Genomic DNA, 16423 nt, shown 5'->3' on the forward strand with positions numbered 1-16423 from the left:
CCGTCAGCTCTCGCTCAGCCGGCTGCTCAGCCACTCCAGCGCGGCCGGGATCTCCCGGCGCCACGTGTTGAAGTTGTGCCCGCCGCTGTCCAGCACGATCGAGGACACCTGGGCCGGCTGCCTCACCTTGGCCACGAACCTCCGGGTGTCGGCGTAGTTCGCCTCCCCGTGGCGGGAGCTCGTCACCAGGAACGAGGAGTCCGGCTGCGGCCCGTTGTCCAGCGCCCACAGCAGGTCGGCGCGGCGGCGCGCCGCCGCGTCGCCGTGGAAGAGGTCGCCCGTCGTCGGGTCCTCGGCCGCCTTGTAATAGGCGGAGAGCCCCGCGCTCGCGGCGTACCGGCCCGGGTGGTGCAGCCCGATCTTCAACGCACAGTAGCCGCCCGTCGAGTTGCCGATGATGCCCCAGTTCCGGGCCCGCTTTCCGACCCGGTACCCGGCCGACACCGCCCGGGGCACGTCGTCCGCGAAGAACGTCTCCGTCTTCGGACCGCCCTTGATGTCCACGCACTCGGTGTCCCGGGGCGGCGCCACCGTCGGACGCAGCATCACCAGGATCATCGGCTGCGCCCGCCCGGCCTTCACCCGTTCGAGGGTCGTACGCGGATAGCGCAGCCCCTTGATCAGGTTCTCCGCGGTGCCCGGGTAGCCGGTGAGCACCACCACCGCCGGGAACTTCCGCCGCGCGAACGCCGGCTGGAAGTACTCCGGCGGCAGATACACGTACGCCGCACTCTCGATGCCCGAGCGCTGCCCCGCGATCACGACCTTGTCGATCCGGCCGCCCACCTTCGGCAGCGCCCCGCCCGGCACGTCCGGCCGCTGCGAGCCCACCCGGACGATGTTCTTCGCGGACGGCGTCCCGGAGGTGTGGTCGGTGACCACGCCCAGCTCCTGCTGGCGGCCGAACAGATCGGACCAGGAGCCGTAGAACAGGAAGCTGTTGTTGGCCAGCAGGCCGACCGTGGCGAACACCGCGACCTGGGTCGCGAGCAGCATGCCCACCCGGCCGAGCACGGCGGGCGCACCGCGCCGGGCGAGCCTCGGCCAGCACCAGACGGTGACGGTGAACAGCACGACGGCCAGCGCGATCGCGAGGATCAGCACCGGCTTGCCGGTAAGGCCCATGACGGGTGAACTTTCTGTCAGGAAATTTCCGGGCAGCGGGTGAACCCGCCGCCCGGAAGGATCGTCCTAGAGGTCGCACATCGTCCGCAGGGCTCCGGCCGCCGGACTCCAGGAACACTCTCGCGGAACCACGGGAAGCGATGTCTGTCACGCTAGATGGGGATAAATCAGGATCGGTTCCGGTTCGCGCCCGCGCGTTCCCGCGCGGGCCCCGGCCGGAGTCCGTGCCCGCGCTCGTCGGCACCGCGTGCACCGCCGTCGGGCTGATCGACGTCGCCGCCGGAGTCTTCCCGCGCTTCCGGCACAGCCGCATGCACACCCTCGCCGAGGTGCTCCCCGGAGCCCTCGGCCCGTTCGCCGCCGCGCTCTCGCTCAGCGCCGGCGTCCTGCTGCTCCTCCTGGCCCACGGCCTGAAACGGCACAAGCGCCGCGCCTGGCGGGCCGCCGTCGTGCTGCTCCCGGCGGGCGCGCTGGCCCAGTTCGGCTACCGGCACTCGATCCTCGGCGCCCTGGTCTCGCTGGCCCTGTGCTACCTGCTCGTACGCCACCGGAGGGAGTTCGCCGCCCTGCCCGACCCGCGCAGCCGCTGGCGGGCCCTGGCCAACTTCGTCCTGCTCGGCGCCGGTTCGCTCGGCCTCGGCCTGGTCATCGTCAGCGCCCACCCCCGCCGCCTGGTCGGCAGCCCCAGCATCGTCGACCGCCTCCAGCACGTGCTGTACGGCCTGGTCGGCTTCGAGGGGCCCGTCGACTACTCCGGGGACACCTCCTGGACCGTCGGCTGCTCGCTCGGCGCCCTCGGCCTGCTGACCGCCGTCACCACCATCTACCTGGCCTTCCGCCCCGAACACCCGGCCGCCCGGCTCACCGAGGACGACGAGGCCCGGCTGCGCGCCCTGCTGGAACGGCACGGCGGACGCGACTCGCTCGGCCACTTCGCGCTCCGCCGCGACAAGGCCGTGGTCTTCTCGCCCAGCGGCAAGGCCGCCGTCTGCTACCGCGTGGTCTCCGGCGTGATGCTCGCCAGCGGCGACCCGATCGGTGACGTGGAGGCGTGGCCCGGCGCCATCGAACGCTTCATGGACGAGGCCCGGGCGCACTCCTGGGCCCCCGCCGTCATGGGGTGCAGCGAGACCGGCGGCGAGGTCTGGACCCGCGAGACCGGACTCACCGCCCTGGAACTGGGCGACGAGGCGGTGGTCGACGTCGCGGATTTCTCCCTCGCCGGGCGCGCGATGCGCAACGTACGCCAGATGGTGAAGCGCATTGAGCGCGGCGGCTACGAGACCCGCGTCCGGCGCGTGGCCGACATCGGCGAGGCCGAACTCGCCCGCATCCGCCGGGCCGCCGCCGACTGGCGCGGCACCGACACCGAACGCGGCTTCTCCATGGCGCTCGGCCGGATCGGTGACACCGCCGACCGGGACTGCTTCGTCGCCACCGCCCACAAGGCGGACGAGGCCGGCGCCGACTCGCCGTACGGCGACCTGAAGGCCGTGCTCCACTTCGTGCCCTGGGGCACCGACGGCATGTCCCTCGACCTGATGCGCCGCGACCGCTCCGCCGACCCCGGCATGAACGAACTCCTGATCGTCGCATCGCTCCAGGCCGCGCCCCGGCTCGGCGTCAGCCGCGTCTCGCTGAACTTCGCGATGTTCCGCTCCGCCCTGGCCCGGGGCGAGAAGCTGGGCGCGGGGCCCGTCCTGCGGGTCTGGCGGGGGCTGCTGATCTTCCTCTCGCGCTGGTTCCAGATCGAGTCGCTGTACAAGTTCAACGCCAAGTTCCGGCCGCGCTGGGAGCCCCGTTTCGTGGTCTACCGCACCGCCCGCGACCTGCCCCGCATCTCCTTCGCCGCGATGCAGGCCGAGGGCTTCGTCCACCTCGCGCTCCCCCGCCCCCTGCGCTCCGCCCCCCGCCGCCCCTGCGCCCACGTCCGGACCCCGGCGGGCGAGCAGGACGCCCGCACGGCGTAGCGCCGTCCCGTACGGGCATAGGGCCTGTCTCCAAACTGCCGTCTGCCGCGCGACGCCATGCACGCACTCTCGCCGCACCGGCCCCAGACCCCGGTACGTCCAGTACAGGGGCCTGGGGCCGGCACGCCGAGAGCACGCACCTGACGCCGCTCGACCGCCCTGCGGGCAACGACGGCAGTTTGAAGACAGGCCCTACGCTGGTCGTATGAGTACGTTGCGCGGGACGGTCCAGGGTCTGCCGGAGTGGGACCGCTGCGCGGTCATGGGGGTCGTCAACGTGACCCCCGACTCCTTCTCCGACGGGGGCCGCTGGTTCGACACCACGACCGCCGTCAAGCACGGCCTCGACCTCGTCGCCGAGGGCGCCGACCTCGTGGACGTCGGCGGCGAGTCCACCCGCCCCGGGGCCAGCCGGGTGGACGAGTCCGAGGAGCTGCGCCGGGTGATCCCGGTCGTCCGGGGCCTGGCGTCGGAAGGAGTCACGGTCTCCGTCGACACCATGCGCGCCCGCGTCGCCGAACAGGCGATCGCCGCCGGCGCGGTCCTGGTCAACGACGTCAGCGGCGGCCAGGCCGACCCGGACATGGTGCCCGTGGTCGCCGCCGCCGGCGCGCCGTTCGTCGTCATGCACTGGCGCGGCTTCAGCGAGTCGATGAACAGCCGGGCGGTGTACGGGGACGTGGTCGGCGAGGTCACCGACGAGCTGCGCGCCCGGATGGACGCGGTGGTGGCCGGCGGCATCGCCCCGGAGCGCCTCGTGATCGACCCCGGGCTCGGCTTCGCCAAGGACGCCCCGCACGACCTGGCACTGTTGGCCGGGCTCGACGCGCTGCGCGCCCTCGGCCGCCCGCTGCTGGTCGCCGCGTCCCGCAAGCGGTTCCTGGGCCACGTCCTGGCCCGCGAGGGCGCCGCCCCGCCGCCCGCCCGCGAGCGCGACGCCGCCACCGCCGCCGTCTCCGCCCTCTCCGCGCGGGCCGGGGCCTGGGCGGTCCGCGTCCACGAGGTGCGGGCCACCGCCGACGCCGTCCGGGTCGCCCGCGCCGTCGAGGGAGCCGCGTGACCGGGCCGGGCGACGACGTGACCGGGCGGGGCGACGAGCACGCGGACGCCGCCGCCGACGTGGCGGCCGTCGAGCAGGCCAACACCGCGTACTACGAGGCCGTGGAGCGCGGCGACCTGGACGCGCTGACCGCCGCCTGGCTGCCGGACGAGGAGCTGACGGTCTCCTGCGTCCACCCGGGCTGGCCGGTGCTCAGCGGGCGGCGCGAGGTGCTGCGCAGCTACGCGCTGATCATGGCGAACACGGAGTACATCCAGTTCTTCCTGACCGACGTCGGTGTCTCCATGACCGGCGACACCGCGCTGGTGACCTGCACCGAAAACATCCTCAGCGGCGGCCCGGCCGAGGACGGGGCCTCGCTCGGCCCGCTCGTCGGACAGCTCGTCGTCGCCACGAATGTGTTCCGGCACACGCCGGACGGCTGGAAACTCTGGTCGCACCACGGTTCGCCCGTACTGGCCGAAACCGGTGAGGAAGAGGACGAAGACCCCGCACTCTGAGCCGCCCCGGCCCTTTTTCGGGCACGAAGGCCCGCCCGGAGTGATTGGACCCGGCCACATCGGGGTATCAGCGGCTATCTGTTCCGTGCCCGCAGGCCCGGCCCCCACGGGGGAGACCTGTCGGTGCTCGCAGGTAGATTCGAAATCGGGCACCCGGCCGCCCGCACGCGGCCCCGTGCCCCTACGACCAACGACAGCAGGAGTGATTCGCGTGGATCGTGTCGCGCTGCGCGGCCTCAAGGCCCGCGGGCACCATGGCGTCTTTCCCCGGGAACGGGAAGAGGGACAGACGTTCATCGTGGACCTGGTGCTCGGCCTCGACACCCGCCCCGCGGCAGCCACCGACGACCTGACGAAGACCGTGCACTACGGCGTGGTCGCGGAGGAGGTCGTCGCGGTGGTCCAGGGCGAGCCGGTCGACCTGATCGAGACGCTCGCCGAGCGCATCGCCCAGCAGTGCCTCAAGCACGACGGCGTCGAGGAGGTGGAGGTCGTGGTGCACAAGCCGGACGCGCCCATCACCGTCCCGTTCGACGACGTCACCATCACCATCACCCGGAGCCGAGCATGACTGCATTTTCCACCGAAGGGCAGAGCGACCCGACCGTACAGCCGGTGCCCGCCTCCGTGGTCGAGCAGGTGGACGCGGCGGACATCACCCTCTCCAACCCCAAACTCGCCGTGCTCTCCCTCGGGGCCAACCTGGGCAACCGCCTGGAGACGCTCCAGGGCGCCATCGACGCCCTGGAGGACACGCCCGGCCTCCGGGTCAAGGCGGTCTCCCCGGTGTACGAGACGGAGCCCTGGGGCGTCGCCCCGGGCTCCCAGCCCTCGTACTTCAACGCGGTGATCGTCGTGAAGACGACGCTGCCCCCGTCCTCGCTCCTGGAGCGCGGCCAGGCCATCGAGGAAGCCTTCGAACGGGTCCGCGAGGAGCGCTGGGGGCCGCGCACCATCGACGTCGACATCGTCTCGTACGCGGACGTCGTCTCCGACGACCCCGTGCTCACCCTCCCCCACCCCCGGGCCCGCGAGCGCGCCTTCGTCCTGGCCCCCTGGCACGACGTGGACCCCGAGGCCCAGCTGCCCGGCGCGGGCCCGGTCGCCGATCTGCTGACCGGTGTGGGGCGCGACGGCGTGCTTCCCCGGGCCGACCTGGAACTCCGGCTGCCCGAGTAGTCGTTAGGCTCACAGGACACAGCACGACGATCACGACGATCACGACGGACACAGGCGGCGAAGGGCGGCTCACCCGGTGAAGCAACTACGGCTCGGGGTCCTGGCCGGCCTCTTCGCCGCCGCCGGAGTCCTGTCCTGGGGCGCCGCCCGCCTCTGGGACTCCCTGGGCACGCTGCCGAGCGTCCCGCTCTTCGCGCCCGTCGTCCTCGCGCTGATCGCCGTCGTCCTGCTGGCCACGGCGCTGTCCATCCGCGCCCGTCTGCGCGCCCAGCGCGAACGCCGCCCCGGCGCCAAGGGCGTCGAGCCCCTGATGGCCGCCCGCGCCCTGGTCTTCGCCCAGGCGAGCGCCCTGGTCGTCGCCCTGGTCTCCGGCATGTACGCCGGCACGGCCGTCTTCCTGCTCGGCTCCCTCGACAACCCGCCCCGCCGCGACCAGGCGATCTACGCCGGCTTCGCGGTCCTGGCCGGCATCGCGGTCATCGCCGCCGCCCTCTTCCTGGAACACGTCTGCAAGCTCCCGGACGACAAGGACGACAACAAGCCGGACGCGGCGGCGGCGTAGGAGGCCGCCACCGGGTCCGGCTCGCGGACGGGCCGGGGGGGTCAGCGCGCCATGATGAGGCTCATGGCCTCGGCACGCGTCGCGGGGTCGCGCAGCTGCCCGCGGACCGCGGAGGTCAGCGTCTTCGCCCCGGGCTTGCGGATGCCGCGCATCGACATGCACATGTGCTCGCACTCGATGACGACGATGACGCCGCGCGGCTCCAGGATCTCCATCAGGGACTCGGCGATCTGCGTGGTCAGCCGCTCCTGCACCTGCGGCCGGCGGGCGTAGACGTCCACCAGACGGGCCAGCTTCGACAGGCCGGTGATCTTGCCGGTGGTTGCCGGGATGTACCCGACGTGCGCCACGCCGCGGAACGGGACCAGGTGGTGTTCACACGTACTGAACACTTCGATGTCCTTGACCAGCACCATCTCGTCGTGGCCCAGGTCGAACGTGGTCGTCAGGACGTCCTCGGGCCGCTGGTACAGGCCGGCGAATATCTCCTTGTACGCCCGCGCCACCCGCCCCGGCGTCTCCTTCAGGCCCTCGCGGTCGGGGTCCTCGCCCACGGCCAGCAGCAGCTCCCGGATGGCGGCCTCGGCACGCTTCTCGTCGAATGCGCCGATCGGCCCCTGGGGGTCCAGCGTCACCGGGTCGGTCATGTGTGCCTCGTTCCTTGAGCTGTCACTGCGGGGGCATCCGCGCAGGTGTACGGAAAATGCCGCGCCCCCAACAGGCTAGAACCTGGGGGGCGCGGCATCCATTCCGGGCCCGGCGGGACCCCCGTGACGGGGGACACACCGGGTCGGTGACTAGCTCTCGGGACGGTCCTCGGGGAGGGCCTCCGTGCTCGGGACGGTGTCCGTGACCGAGCCGGCGGCCGTGCTCGCGCCGTTGGTGAGGGCGAGCTCCTTCGGGGAGAGGACCGGCGGACGGGTGGACGGGGTGCGCCGGGCGGAGCCGGTCCACGCGGGGCGGGCCGGGCGCTTGACGATCGGGGCGAAGATCTCGGCGATCTCCTCCTTGCCCAGCGTCTCCTTCTCCAGGAGGCGGAGGACCAGGGTGTCCAGCACGTCACGGTTCTCGACGAGGATCTCCCACGCGTCGTTGTGGGCGGTCTCGATGAGCTTCTTGACCTCTTCGTCCACCAGCGCGGCGACCTCTTCCGAGTAGTCGCGCTGATGGCCCATCTCGCGGCCCACGAACGGTTCGGTGTTGTCGCCGCCGAACTTGATCGCGCCGAGCCGCTCGGTCATGCCGTACTGCGTGACCATCGCGCGGGCCGTCGCCGTGGCCTTCTCGATGTCGTTCGCGGCGCCGGTGGTCGGGTCGTGGAAGACCAGCTCCTCGGCCGCGCGCCCGCCCAGCATGTACGCGAGCTGGTCGAGCATCTCGTTGCGCGTCGTGGAGTACTTGTCCTCCTCCGGGAGCACCATCGTGTAACCGAGGGCGCGGCCGCGGGAGAGGATCGTGATCTTGTGGACCGGGTCCGACTGGGGGGAGGCCGCCGCGACCAGGGCGTGTCCGCCCTCGTGGTACGCGGTGATCTTCTTCTCCTTCTCGGACATGATCCGGGTCCGCTTCTGCGGGCCCGCCACGACACGGTCGATGGCCTCGTCCAGCATGGCGTTGTCGATGAGCTTCTGGTTGCTGCGCGCCGTCAGGAGCGCGGCCTCGTTCAGCACGTTCGACAGGTCGGCACCGGTGAAGCCGGGCGTGCGGCGGGCGACGGCGCCGAGGTCGACGTCCGGGGCGACCGGCTTGCCCTTCTGGTGGACCTTCAGGATCTCCAGGCGGCCCTGCATGTCCGGCCGGTCGACCGCGATCTGCCGGTCGAAGCGGCCCGGGCGCAGCAGCGCCGGGTCGAGGATGTCCGGGCGGTTCGTGGCGGCGATCAGGATGACGCCGCCCTTCACGTCGAAGCCGTCCATCTCCACGAGCAGCTGGTTGAGCGTCTGCTCGCGCTCGTCGTGACCGCCGCCCATGCCGGCGCCGCGGTGGCGGCCGACGGCGTCGATCTCGTCGACGAAGACGATCGCCGGGGCGTTGGCCTTGGCCTGCTCGAAGAGGTCGCGCACCCGGGAGGCGCCGACACCGACGAACATCTCCACGAAGTCGGAGCCGGAGATCGAGTAGAACGGGACGCCCGCCTCGCCGGCGACGGCGCGCGCGAGCAGGGTCTTGCCCGTACCGGGAGGCCCGTAGAGCAGGACGCCCTTGGGGATCTTGGCGCCGACGGCCTGGAACTTGGCCGGCTCCTGGAGGAACTCCTTGATCTCGTGGAGCTCCTCGACCGCCTCGTCCGAGCCCGCCACGTCGGCGAACGTCGTCTTCGGGGTGTCCTTGGTGATCAGCTTGGCCTTGGACTTGCCGAACTGCATGACCTTGGAGCCGCCGCCCTGCATCTGATTCATCAGGAACAGGAAGACGACCACGATGAGGACGAACGGCAGCAGCGAGAAGAGGATCGAGACGAACGGGGACTGCTTCGAGGGCGAGACGGTGTACCCGTCCTTGATGTCGCCGCTCTCGTACTTCTTCTGGAGCATGTCGGCGAGCTGGACGCCCTGGTTGCCGATGTAGCTCGCCTGGAACTTGCTGCCGGACTCGTCGGCCAGCTTCTGGCCGTCCTTCAGTTCGATCTTGATGATGTGATCGTCACCGGTGGTGAGCTTGGCCTGGTCCACCTGGTTCTTGCTGATCGCCTGGATCACCTGTCCGGTGTCCACCGTCTTGTAGCCGCCGCCCGAGCCGACGACATTCATCAACACGACCACGGCGAGGACGGCCAGCACGATCCACATGACCGGCCCACGGAAGTATCGCTTCACGTCCATCCATACGAGGCGAAGACGCCCCGTCCCTCCTGCCCGTAGGTAAATGCTGCTGTGAGTAAAGACTGTTCTTCGGACGGTACCCCAGCATGGTCACCGGCGTCCGCCTCGGACGTCCGGCAATCCCGCCTCGAAGGCTCAACGGCGGGCGGCCCCCAAGGGTTCCCGGCGGGCCCGGCGGCGGGTCCGCGGGCCCTCAGCCTCCGTATACGTGCGGGGCGAGGGTCCCGACGAAGGGGAGGTTGCGGTACTTCTCCGCGTAGTCCAGCCCGTAACCGACGACGAACTCGTTGGGAATGTCGAAGCCGACCCACTTGCAGTCGAGCGCGACCTTGGCCGCGTCGGGCTTGCGCAGCAGGGTGCAGATCTCCAGCGAGGCGGGCTCGCGCGAGCCCAGGTTCGACATCAGCCAGGACAGCGTCAGGCCGGAGTCGATGATGTCCTCGACGATCAGGACGTGCTTGCCCTTGATGTCGGTGTCCAGGTCCTTGAGAATCCGGACCACACCGGAGGACTGGGTGCCCGCGCCGTACGAGGAGACGGCCATCCAGTCCATGGTGACGGGGGTGGACAGCGCGCGCGCCAGGTCCGCCATGACCATGACGGCGCCCTTGAGGACCCCGACGAGGAGCAGGTCCTTGCCGGCGTACTCCGCGTCGATCTTCGCGGCCAGCTCCACGAGCTTCGCGTCGATCTCTTCCTTGGTGAGGAGCACCGACTGGAGGTCGGTGCCCATGTCCTTCTCGTTCACCCGCGTCTCTTTCTGTGCCTGCCGGGTCCGGGGGTGGAGTCCCGGGCCTGCGCGGCCGCTCGCCCTGCTCGTCAGCCGCTCGTGCGTCAGCTCTGCCGGATGACCAGTCTGCCACCCTGCCGCAGGGCTTCGACGCGGCCGGGGAGGTTGATGGCCTGCTGGCCGCGCCAGCCGGTGACCAGGCGGTCCACTTCCTCGATGTGCCGGGCGAAGAGCGAACCGGCCGGGGACCCCGCCTCTATGGCGGCCCGGCGCAGCACCCGGCGGCGTACGGCGGGGGGCAGCGCGTACAGCTTGGCGCACTCCAGCCGGCCGGCGTCGTCGCGTACGTCACGCTCGGCGGCGGCGGCCCAGGTGTCGAGGGCGTCGGCGTCGTCGCGGGAGAGCTGGGCCGTACGGGCCAGGGCTTCGACCACGCCCTTGCCGAGGGCCTTCTCCAGGGCCGGCAGGCCCTCGTGGCGCAGCCGGGAGCGGGTGTAGGCGGGGTCGATGTTGTGGGGGTCGTCCCAGACGGGCAGGGACTGGGCGAGGCAGGCGGTGCGGGCGGTCTGGCGGTCGAGCTGGAGGAAGGGCCGGCGGTAGCGGCCGGCCGGGCCGGTGGTGGCGGCCATGCCGGACAGGGAGCGGATGCCGGAGCCGCGGGCGAGGCCCAGCAGGACGGTCTCGGCCTGGTCGTCGCGGGTGTGGCCGAGGAGGACGGCGGCGGCGCCGTGGCGTTCGGCGGCGGCGTCCAGCGCGGCGTAGCGGGCGTCGCGGGCGGCGGCCTCGGGACCGCCCTCGCGGCCGACGCGGACGGCGACGGCCTCGGCGGGGCCGAGGTCCATGGCGGCGAGCCGGGCGGCGACCTCGGCGGCGCGGGTGTCGGAGCCGTCCTGGAGGCCGTGGTCGACGGTGATGCCGCCGGCCCGGACGGGGAGTTTGCGGGCCTCGAAGGCGAGGGCGGAGGCGAGCGCCATGGAGTCGGCGCCGCCGGAGCAGGCCACGAGCACCAGCGGGGCGTCGGGGCGGTCGGGGAGCGTGCCGAGGCGGCCGGCCGGGGCGAGCGCGGGGTGCGGGGCGTGCCCGGCGCGTTCGGTCTGTTCGGCGTGTTCGGCGATGACGTCGTGGAGTACGCGGCGGACCGCCAGGCGTATCGCCGCGACCGCAGGATGGGGACCCATGTCCGGTGCCCTTCGTGAGGTTCTTGAGGGGTGTCTCTCGGAGTGCCGGGACGGGAAGGAGTGCCGTCACTCAGAGTGCGTCGATGGTGACAGAGCAATGCCGTTCATCGAGCATTGCACGCCTTCCCATGCCCCTACGGTCCCTCGGATGGGTGATTACCGGCGCGTTGCCTTCGTTCCGGGGTCCTTGATCACGACTCTGCCTTACGGTGCACCCTCGCGATCCAGTCCGCGGGGCGGGCGATCTCCGCCTTGGTGGGGAGGGTGTTGGGCGAGGTCCACACCCGGTTGAAGCCGTCCATGCCGACCTCCTCCACGACGGCGCGCACGAAGCGTTCGCCGTCCCGGTACTGGCGGAGTTTGGCGTCGAGACCGAGCAGCTTGCGCAGGGCCTGGTCGAGGCGGCTCGCGCCGCGGGCGCGGCGCTGCTGGAACTTCTCGCGGATCTCGGCGACGGAGGACACCACCTCGGGGCCGACGCCGTCCATCACGTAGTCGGCGTGGCCTTCGAGGAGGGACATCACGGCGGTGAGGCGGCCGAGGATCTCGCGCTGGGCGGGGGTCTGGACGAGCTCGACCAGGCTGCGACCGCCGTCCTCGCCGGACTCGCCGTCGGGCCGGCCGCCGGCGAGGGACTGGGCGGCCTCGCGCAGCCGCTCCAGGAAGGTCATCGGGTCGACGTCGGTCTCGTCCAGGAAGGACTGGATCTCGCCCTGGAGGTGGTCGCGGAGCCAGGGCACCGCGGTGAACTGGGTGCGGTGGGTCTCCTCGTGGAGGGCGACCCAGAGCCGGAAGTCGTGCGGGTCGGCGTCCAGCTCGCGTTCGACGTGGACGATGTTCGGCGCGACGAGCAGGAGGCGGCCGCCGCCGTCGGCGGAGGCGGGGAGCTCGCGGGTGGCGGGGGCGAAGGTCTCGTACTGGCCGAGGACGCGGGAGGCGAGGAAGGACAGCAGCATCCCGACCTCGACGCCGGTGACCTTGGAGCCGACCGCGCCGAGCACGGCGCCGCCCGCTCCGCCGGTGCGCCGTTCCTCCATCTTCTCCAGGAGGGGGCGCAGCAGTTCGCGGAAGCCGGCCACGTTGGCCTTGATCCAGCCGGCGCGGTCCACGACGAGGACGGGGGTGTCCTCCGGCACCGTTCCCTCGGGGATCATCCGGGTGAAGGCGCGGACGTGCTCCTCCGCCGCCTTGGCGTGCCTGCGCAGCTCCGCGACGACCTCGCGGGCCTCCTCGCGGCTGATCTCGGGACCCGGCCGCACAAGCCGGGTCGCGGTCGCGACCGCGAGGTTCCAGTCGACCATCCCTGCACCACCGATGCTCGTCATGCGTCAACCGTACGTGCTCTGCCCTTGGTGCGGTGAGGTGTTGGCGCGGTCAGCGCCTGCCGGCGCCGAGTGCGGTGGCGAGTGCGTCGAGGGCCTTCTGGGCCTCGGCGGGGGCGGTGGTGCCGGAGGCGAGGAAGGCGAAGGCGAGGAGCCGGCCCCGGGTGTCCACGACCGTGCCGGCCAGGCTGTTGACGCCGGTGAGGGTGCCGGTCTTGGCGCGGATGAAGCCGGTGCCGCCCGTCTTGCTGGTGTAGCGGCTGCTGAGCGTGCCGCTGAAGCCGGCCACGGGGAGGCCGGTGAGGACGGGGCGCAGTTCGGGGTGGGCGGGGTCGGCCGCCCGGGCGAGGAGGCCGGCGAGCAGGGCGGCGGTCACCTTGTCCCGGCGGTCGAGCCCGCTGCCGTCGGCGATGTTCACGCCCTTGAGGGGCAGTCGGAGCTTCTTGAGGCGGGCGGTGACGGCCCGTCGGCCGCCCTTGAAGTCGGCGGGCTGTCCGGCGGCGATGGCGGTCTGCCGGGCCAGGGCCTCGGCGATGTCGTTGTCGCTGTTGGTCAGGGCGCGCTCGACCAGGGCGGAGAGCGGGGCGGAGAGGTGGGTGGCGACCGTGTGGGACTTCTTGGCGGGGTGGCCGGGGGCGGGGGCGCCCTTGGTGGTGACGCCGGCGTCGTCCAGGTATCCGGCGAAGGCGCGGGCGGCGTCGCCGGCCGGGTCCTCGCTGCGCGGGGCGGGGCCCTTGGCGGAGCCGTCCTGGCGGCCCTCGTTCAGCATCAGGGCGCTCATGGGCGCGATGTTCTCGTTGGGGCCGATCGGGTGGTGGGTGGGCCCCGAGTAGGCGGAGGTGTCGTAGCGGAGGCGTACGGAGGGGGCCTTGGCGGTCTTGAGGGCGCGGGCGGTCTCGGTGGCCAGGGCGCGCAGGGCGGCCTTGTCGAGGGTGGGGTCGCCGCCGCCGACGAGGGTGACGGTGCGCAGGTCGTCGGAGGCGCGGACGGTGGTGGGGATGCGGTGGGCGGGGCCGAGGGCGCCGAGGGCGGCGGTGGTGGTGGCGATCTTGACGGTGGAGGCGGGCGTCATGGGGGCGTCGGCGCCCTTGCCGTAGAGCCGTTCGCCGGTGGCGGTGTCGATGACGACGGCTGCGCGGCGGGTGCCCAGCGCGTCGTTCTCCAGCAGCGGGTCCAGGACGGCGCGCAGGTCCCGGGTGGCGCCGGCCGGGGCGTGCTCGGGGCCGGTGCCGGCGGCGGGCAGGGCGGCGAGGACGGCGGGGGCGCTGGGGGCGGGGGCGGGGCCCTCGGGGCGGCCGCCGTCGTGATGTGCGCCACCTGTGCGTTCGGCGGCGGCCGCCCGGTCCCGCTCGGCCTTACGCTGACCCGAGTCCCAGGGTCCGGCGGCAAGGACGGCGCCGGCCGCGAGGGCCAGTCCGACGACGGCGGACACGGCCGTGAACTGCCAGTCGTTCACTCGGCCGCGTACGCCCCGACGGGCCGCGATACTGCCGCCGGGCGTGCCGGGCGGTTCGGTCGACGGTCTTTCCACCGGCTCGGCCACCGTTGACCAGCCCCTTTCGCGAGCACACATCTGCGTGAGGGACACTTAACCACCAGTCGTATGTGTTGATCATGGAGGAGCCACCCGTGGAGTTCGACGTCGTTATCGAGATCCCGAAGGGTTCGCGCAACAAGTACGAGGTGGATCACGAGACCGGCCGGATTCGTCTGGACCGTCGGCTCTTCACCTCGACCAGCTACCCGGCGGACTACGGCTTCGTCGAGGACACCCTCGGTGAGGACGGCGACCCGCTGGACGCGCTGGTGATCCTGGAGGAGCCGACGTTCCCGGGCTGCCTCATCAAGTGCCGCGCGATCGGCATGTTCCGGATGACCGACGAGGCCGGCGGCGACGACAAGCTGCTGTGCGTCCCGGCGTCCGACCCCCGGGTGGAGCACCTGCAGGACATCCAGCACGTGTCGGAGTTCGACCGCCTGGAGATCCAGCACTTCTTCGAGGTCTACAAGGACCTGGAGCCGGGCAAGTCCGTCGAGGGCGCCGACTGGGTCGGCCGCGCCGAGGCCGAGGCCGAGATCGTCGCCTCCCGCAAGCGCCTTGAGGCGCAGGGCGGCGCGCACTGACGTTCCGCTTCGTGTCAGCGGGTCCGAGAACGGGCGGTACACCCAGGTGGGTGTGCCGCCCGTTCCGTGTGCCCTCCCTTGGGCGTGGCCATACTGGGCAGGAGTGCGGCCGAGGACGCGCAGCCGAAGGAGGAGCGAGGTCGAGTGGTGGCGGAACCGGGCGGACCCGATGACGAGAAGCCCCAGTCCGACGAGGCGCACAGCGCCTTCTCGCGGCCTGCCGGGACCGAACCGGCGGCGCCGCCGGAGGAGGACCACCCGACGTCGGAGTTCGCCCTTCCGGAGGGGGTGACGCCCGAGCCGCCGGCCCCGGGCCCGGGTGCCGCCACGGGTTCCGCTTCCGGCTCCGAGACGACCGGTTCGGCGTTCGCCCCGCCGAGCACGTACAGCTTCCGGGACTCCCCGCCGGCGTTCACCCCGGCGTACGGGGTGCCGATGGTCCGGCTGACCAAGGAGGCGCCCTGGCAGGACCGGATGCGCACGATGCTGCGGATGCCGGTCGCCGAGCGCCCGGCGCCGGAGCCGGTCCAGCGGCACGACGAGGCGGGCCCGGCGGTGCCGCGCGTGCTCGACCTGACGCTGCGTATCGGGGAGCTGCTGCTGGCGGGCGGGGAGGGCGCCGAGGACGTCGAGGCGGCCATGTTCGCGGTGATGCGGAGCTACGGGCTCGACCGCTGCGAGCCGACCGTGACGTTCACCCTGCTGTCGATCTCGCACCAGCCGTCGCTGGTGGACGACCCGGTGACGGCGAGCCGTACGGTACGCCGCCGGGGCACCGACTACACACGGCTGGCGGCGGTCTTCCGGCTGATCGACGACATCACCACGGCCGACGACGAGGTGTCGCTGGAGGAGGCGTACCGGCGACTCGCGGAGATCCGGCGCAACCGGCACCCGTATCCCGGCTGGGTGCTCACCCTGGCCGCCGGCGGGCTGGCCGGGGCGGCGTCCGTGCTGGTCGGCGGTGGTCCGCTGGTGTTCGTGGTCGCGGCGCTCGGGGCGATGCTCGGTGACCGGCTGGCCTGGCTCTGTGCGGGGCGCGGGCTGCCGGAGTTCTACCAGTTCGCGATCGCGGCGATGCCGCCCGCCGCGATGGGCGTGGCGCTGACGCTGACGCACTGGTCGGACGTACGGCCGTCCGCGGTGATCACCGGTGGGCTGTTCGCGCTGCTGCCGGGGCGGGCGCTGGTGGCGGGCGTGCAGGACGGCCTGACCGGGTACTACATCACCGCCTCGGCGCGGCTCCTGGAGGTCATGTACTTCTTCATCGCGATCGTCACCGGGGTGCTGCTGGCCCTGTACGGGGGGCTCCAGCTGGGCGCCGAGCTGGACCCGGACGCGCGGCTCATCACGCACGACCGGCCGGTGATCCAGATCCTGGCGTCGATGGTGCTGACCCTGTCCTTCGCGATCCTGCTCCAGCAGGCGCGGGCGACGGTGCTCGCGGTGACCCTGAACGGCGGAGTGGCCTGGATCGTCTTCGGGGCGATGGCCCGGACGGGCGAGCTGTCGGCGGTGGCCGCGACGGCCGCGGCGGCCGGGCTCGTCGGACTGTTCGGGCAGCTGTTCTCGCGGTACCGCTACACGTCGTCGCTGCCGTACATCACGGCGGCGATCGGGCCGCTGCTGCCCGGTTCGGCGACGTACTTCGGTCTGCTGGGCGTCGCGCAGAACCACTTGTCGCAGGGGCTCGCCTCGCTGTCCACGGCGGTGGCGACGGCGCTGGCCATCGCCATCGGGGTGAACCTGGGGAGCGAGATCTCCCGGCTGTTCATGCGGGTGCCGGGTGCGGTCGGCGGGGCGAACCGCCGCGCGGCCAAGCGGACGCGCGGCTTCTGACCAGGCCCCAGG

Annotated in this window: 15 protein-coding genes; 8 read left to right on the top strand and 7 right to left on the bottom strand. The window is 72.3% G+C overall.

Going from position 1 to position 16423, the window contains the following annotated elements; translation table 11 throughout:
* Positions 1-3: 3 nt before the first annotated feature.
* Positions 4-1125 (bottom strand): alpha/beta hydrolase, encoded by a 1122-nt coding sequence (locus ACFUJY_RS00240; RefSeq protein ID WP_383292248.1) that lies wholly within the window; start codon positions 1123-1125, stop codon positions 4-6.
* A 140-nt stretch (positions 1126-1265) separates the two neighbouring features.
* Here ACFUJY_RS00240 and ACFUJY_RS00245 point away from each other — a divergent pair, with 140 nt between their 5' ends.
* The 6 genes from ACFUJY_RS00245 (at position 1266) to ACFUJY_RS00270 (ending at position 6396) form a co-directional block, all read left to right on the top strand.
* Complete coding sequence (locus ACFUJY_RS00245; protein WP_383292250.1) at positions 1266-3095, top strand: phosphatidylglycerol lysyltransferase domain-containing protein; 1830 nt, start codon at positions 1266-1268, stop codon at positions 3093-3095.
* A 262-nt stretch (positions 3096-3357) separates the two neighbouring features.
* The gene (folP, locus tag ACFUJY_RS00250; protein ID WP_383293824.1) at positions 3358-4155 is read left to right on the top strand and encodes a dihydropteroate synthase; all 798 of its coding nucleotides are present in this window, start codon (positions 3358-3360) and stop codon (positions 4153-4155) included.
* Complete coding sequence (locus ACFUJY_RS00255) at positions 4152-4655, top strand: nuclear transport factor 2 family protein (protein ID WP_383292253.1); 504 nt, start codon at positions 4152-4154, stop codon at positions 4653-4655. The genes folP and ACFUJY_RS00255 overlap by 4 nt, the downstream gene beginning before the upstream one ends.
* Before the next feature lie 211 nt (positions 4656-4866).
* Entirely contained in the window at positions 4867-5226 is a 360-nt protein-coding gene (gene folB / locus ACFUJY_RS00260) for a dihydroneopterin aldolase (protein ID WP_073966343.1), read from the top strand.
* A complete protein-coding gene (gene folK / locus ACFUJY_RS00265) occupies positions 5223-5834 on the top strand; it encodes a 2-amino-4-hydroxy-6-hydroxymethyldihydropteridine diphosphokinase (RefSeq protein WP_383292257.1) in 612 nt (203 codons plus the stop codon). Before folB ends, folK begins: the two co-directional genes overlap by 4 nt.
* Before the next feature lie 76 nt (positions 5835-5910).
* The gene (locus ACFUJY_RS00270) at positions 5911-6396 is read left to right on the top strand and encodes a DUF3180 domain-containing protein (RefSeq protein WP_383292260.1); all 486 of its coding nucleotides are present in this window, start codon (positions 5911-5913) and stop codon (positions 6394-6396) included.
* 41 nt (positions 6397-6437) lie between these two features.
* Here ACFUJY_RS00270 and folE read toward each other — a convergent pair whose 3' ends face one another.
* From folE to dacB, 6 genes are all read right to left on the bottom strand, one after another.
* Complete coding sequence (gene folE, locus ACFUJY_RS00275) at positions 6438-7043, bottom strand: GTP cyclohydrolase I FolE (RefSeq protein WP_383292263.1); 606 nt, start codon at positions 7041-7043, stop codon at positions 6438-6440.
* A gap of 150 nt (positions 7044-7193) precedes the next feature.
* The gene (gene ftsH / locus ACFUJY_RS00280) at positions 7194-9218 is read right to left on the bottom strand and encodes an ATP-dependent zinc metalloprotease FtsH (RefSeq protein WP_164403118.1); all 2025 of its coding nucleotides are present in this window, start codon (positions 9216-9218) and stop codon (positions 7194-7196) included.
* Between the two features lie 193 nt (positions 9219-9411).
* A complete protein-coding gene (gene hpt / locus ACFUJY_RS00285) occupies positions 9412-9951 on the bottom strand; it encodes a hypoxanthine phosphoribosyltransferase (RefSeq protein ID WP_037777945.1) in 540 nt (179 codons plus the stop codon).
* A gap of 101 nt (positions 9952-10052) precedes the next feature.
* Positions 10053-11126: a tRNA lysidine(34) synthetase TilS gene (tilS, locus tag ACFUJY_RS00290; protein WP_383292266.1), complete on the bottom strand. Its 1074-nt coding sequence runs from the start codon at positions 11124-11126 to the stop codon at positions 10053-10055.
* A gap of 191 nt (positions 11127-11317) precedes the next feature.
* Entirely contained in the window at positions 11318-12451 is a 1134-nt protein-coding gene (locus tag ACFUJY_RS00295; protein WP_383292269.1) for a zinc-dependent metalloprotease, read from the bottom strand.
* Positions 12452-12500: 49 nt separating this feature from the next.
* Positions 12501-13991, bottom strand: a complete 1491-nt coding sequence (dacB, locus tag ACFUJY_RS00300) for a D-alanyl-D-alanine carboxypeptidase/D-alanyl-D-alanine-endopeptidase (protein ID WP_383292272.1) — start codon at positions 13989-13991, stop codon at positions 12501-12503.
* An 86-nt stretch (positions 13992-14077) separates the two neighbouring features.
* Between dacB and ACFUJY_RS00305 the strand changes: the two genes are divergently transcribed.
* On the top strand, positions 14078-14572 hold the full coding sequence (locus ACFUJY_RS00305; RefSeq protein WP_018520452.1) for an inorganic diphosphatase: 495 nt from the start codon (positions 14078-14080) through the stop codon (positions 14570-14572).
* Between the two features lie 144 nt (positions 14573-14716).
* Positions 14717-16411, top strand: a complete 1695-nt coding sequence (locus ACFUJY_RS00310) for a threonine/serine exporter ThrE family protein (RefSeq protein ID WP_383292275.1) — start codon at positions 14717-14719, stop codon at positions 16409-16411.
* The last annotated feature ends 12 nt before the right edge of the window (positions 16412-16423 follow it).

It is taken from the genome of Streptomyces sp. NPDC057249 (genome assembly GCF_042669245.1).
Classification (GTDB): domain Bacteria; phylum Actinomycetota; class Actinomycetes; order Streptomycetales; family Streptomycetaceae; genus Streptomyces.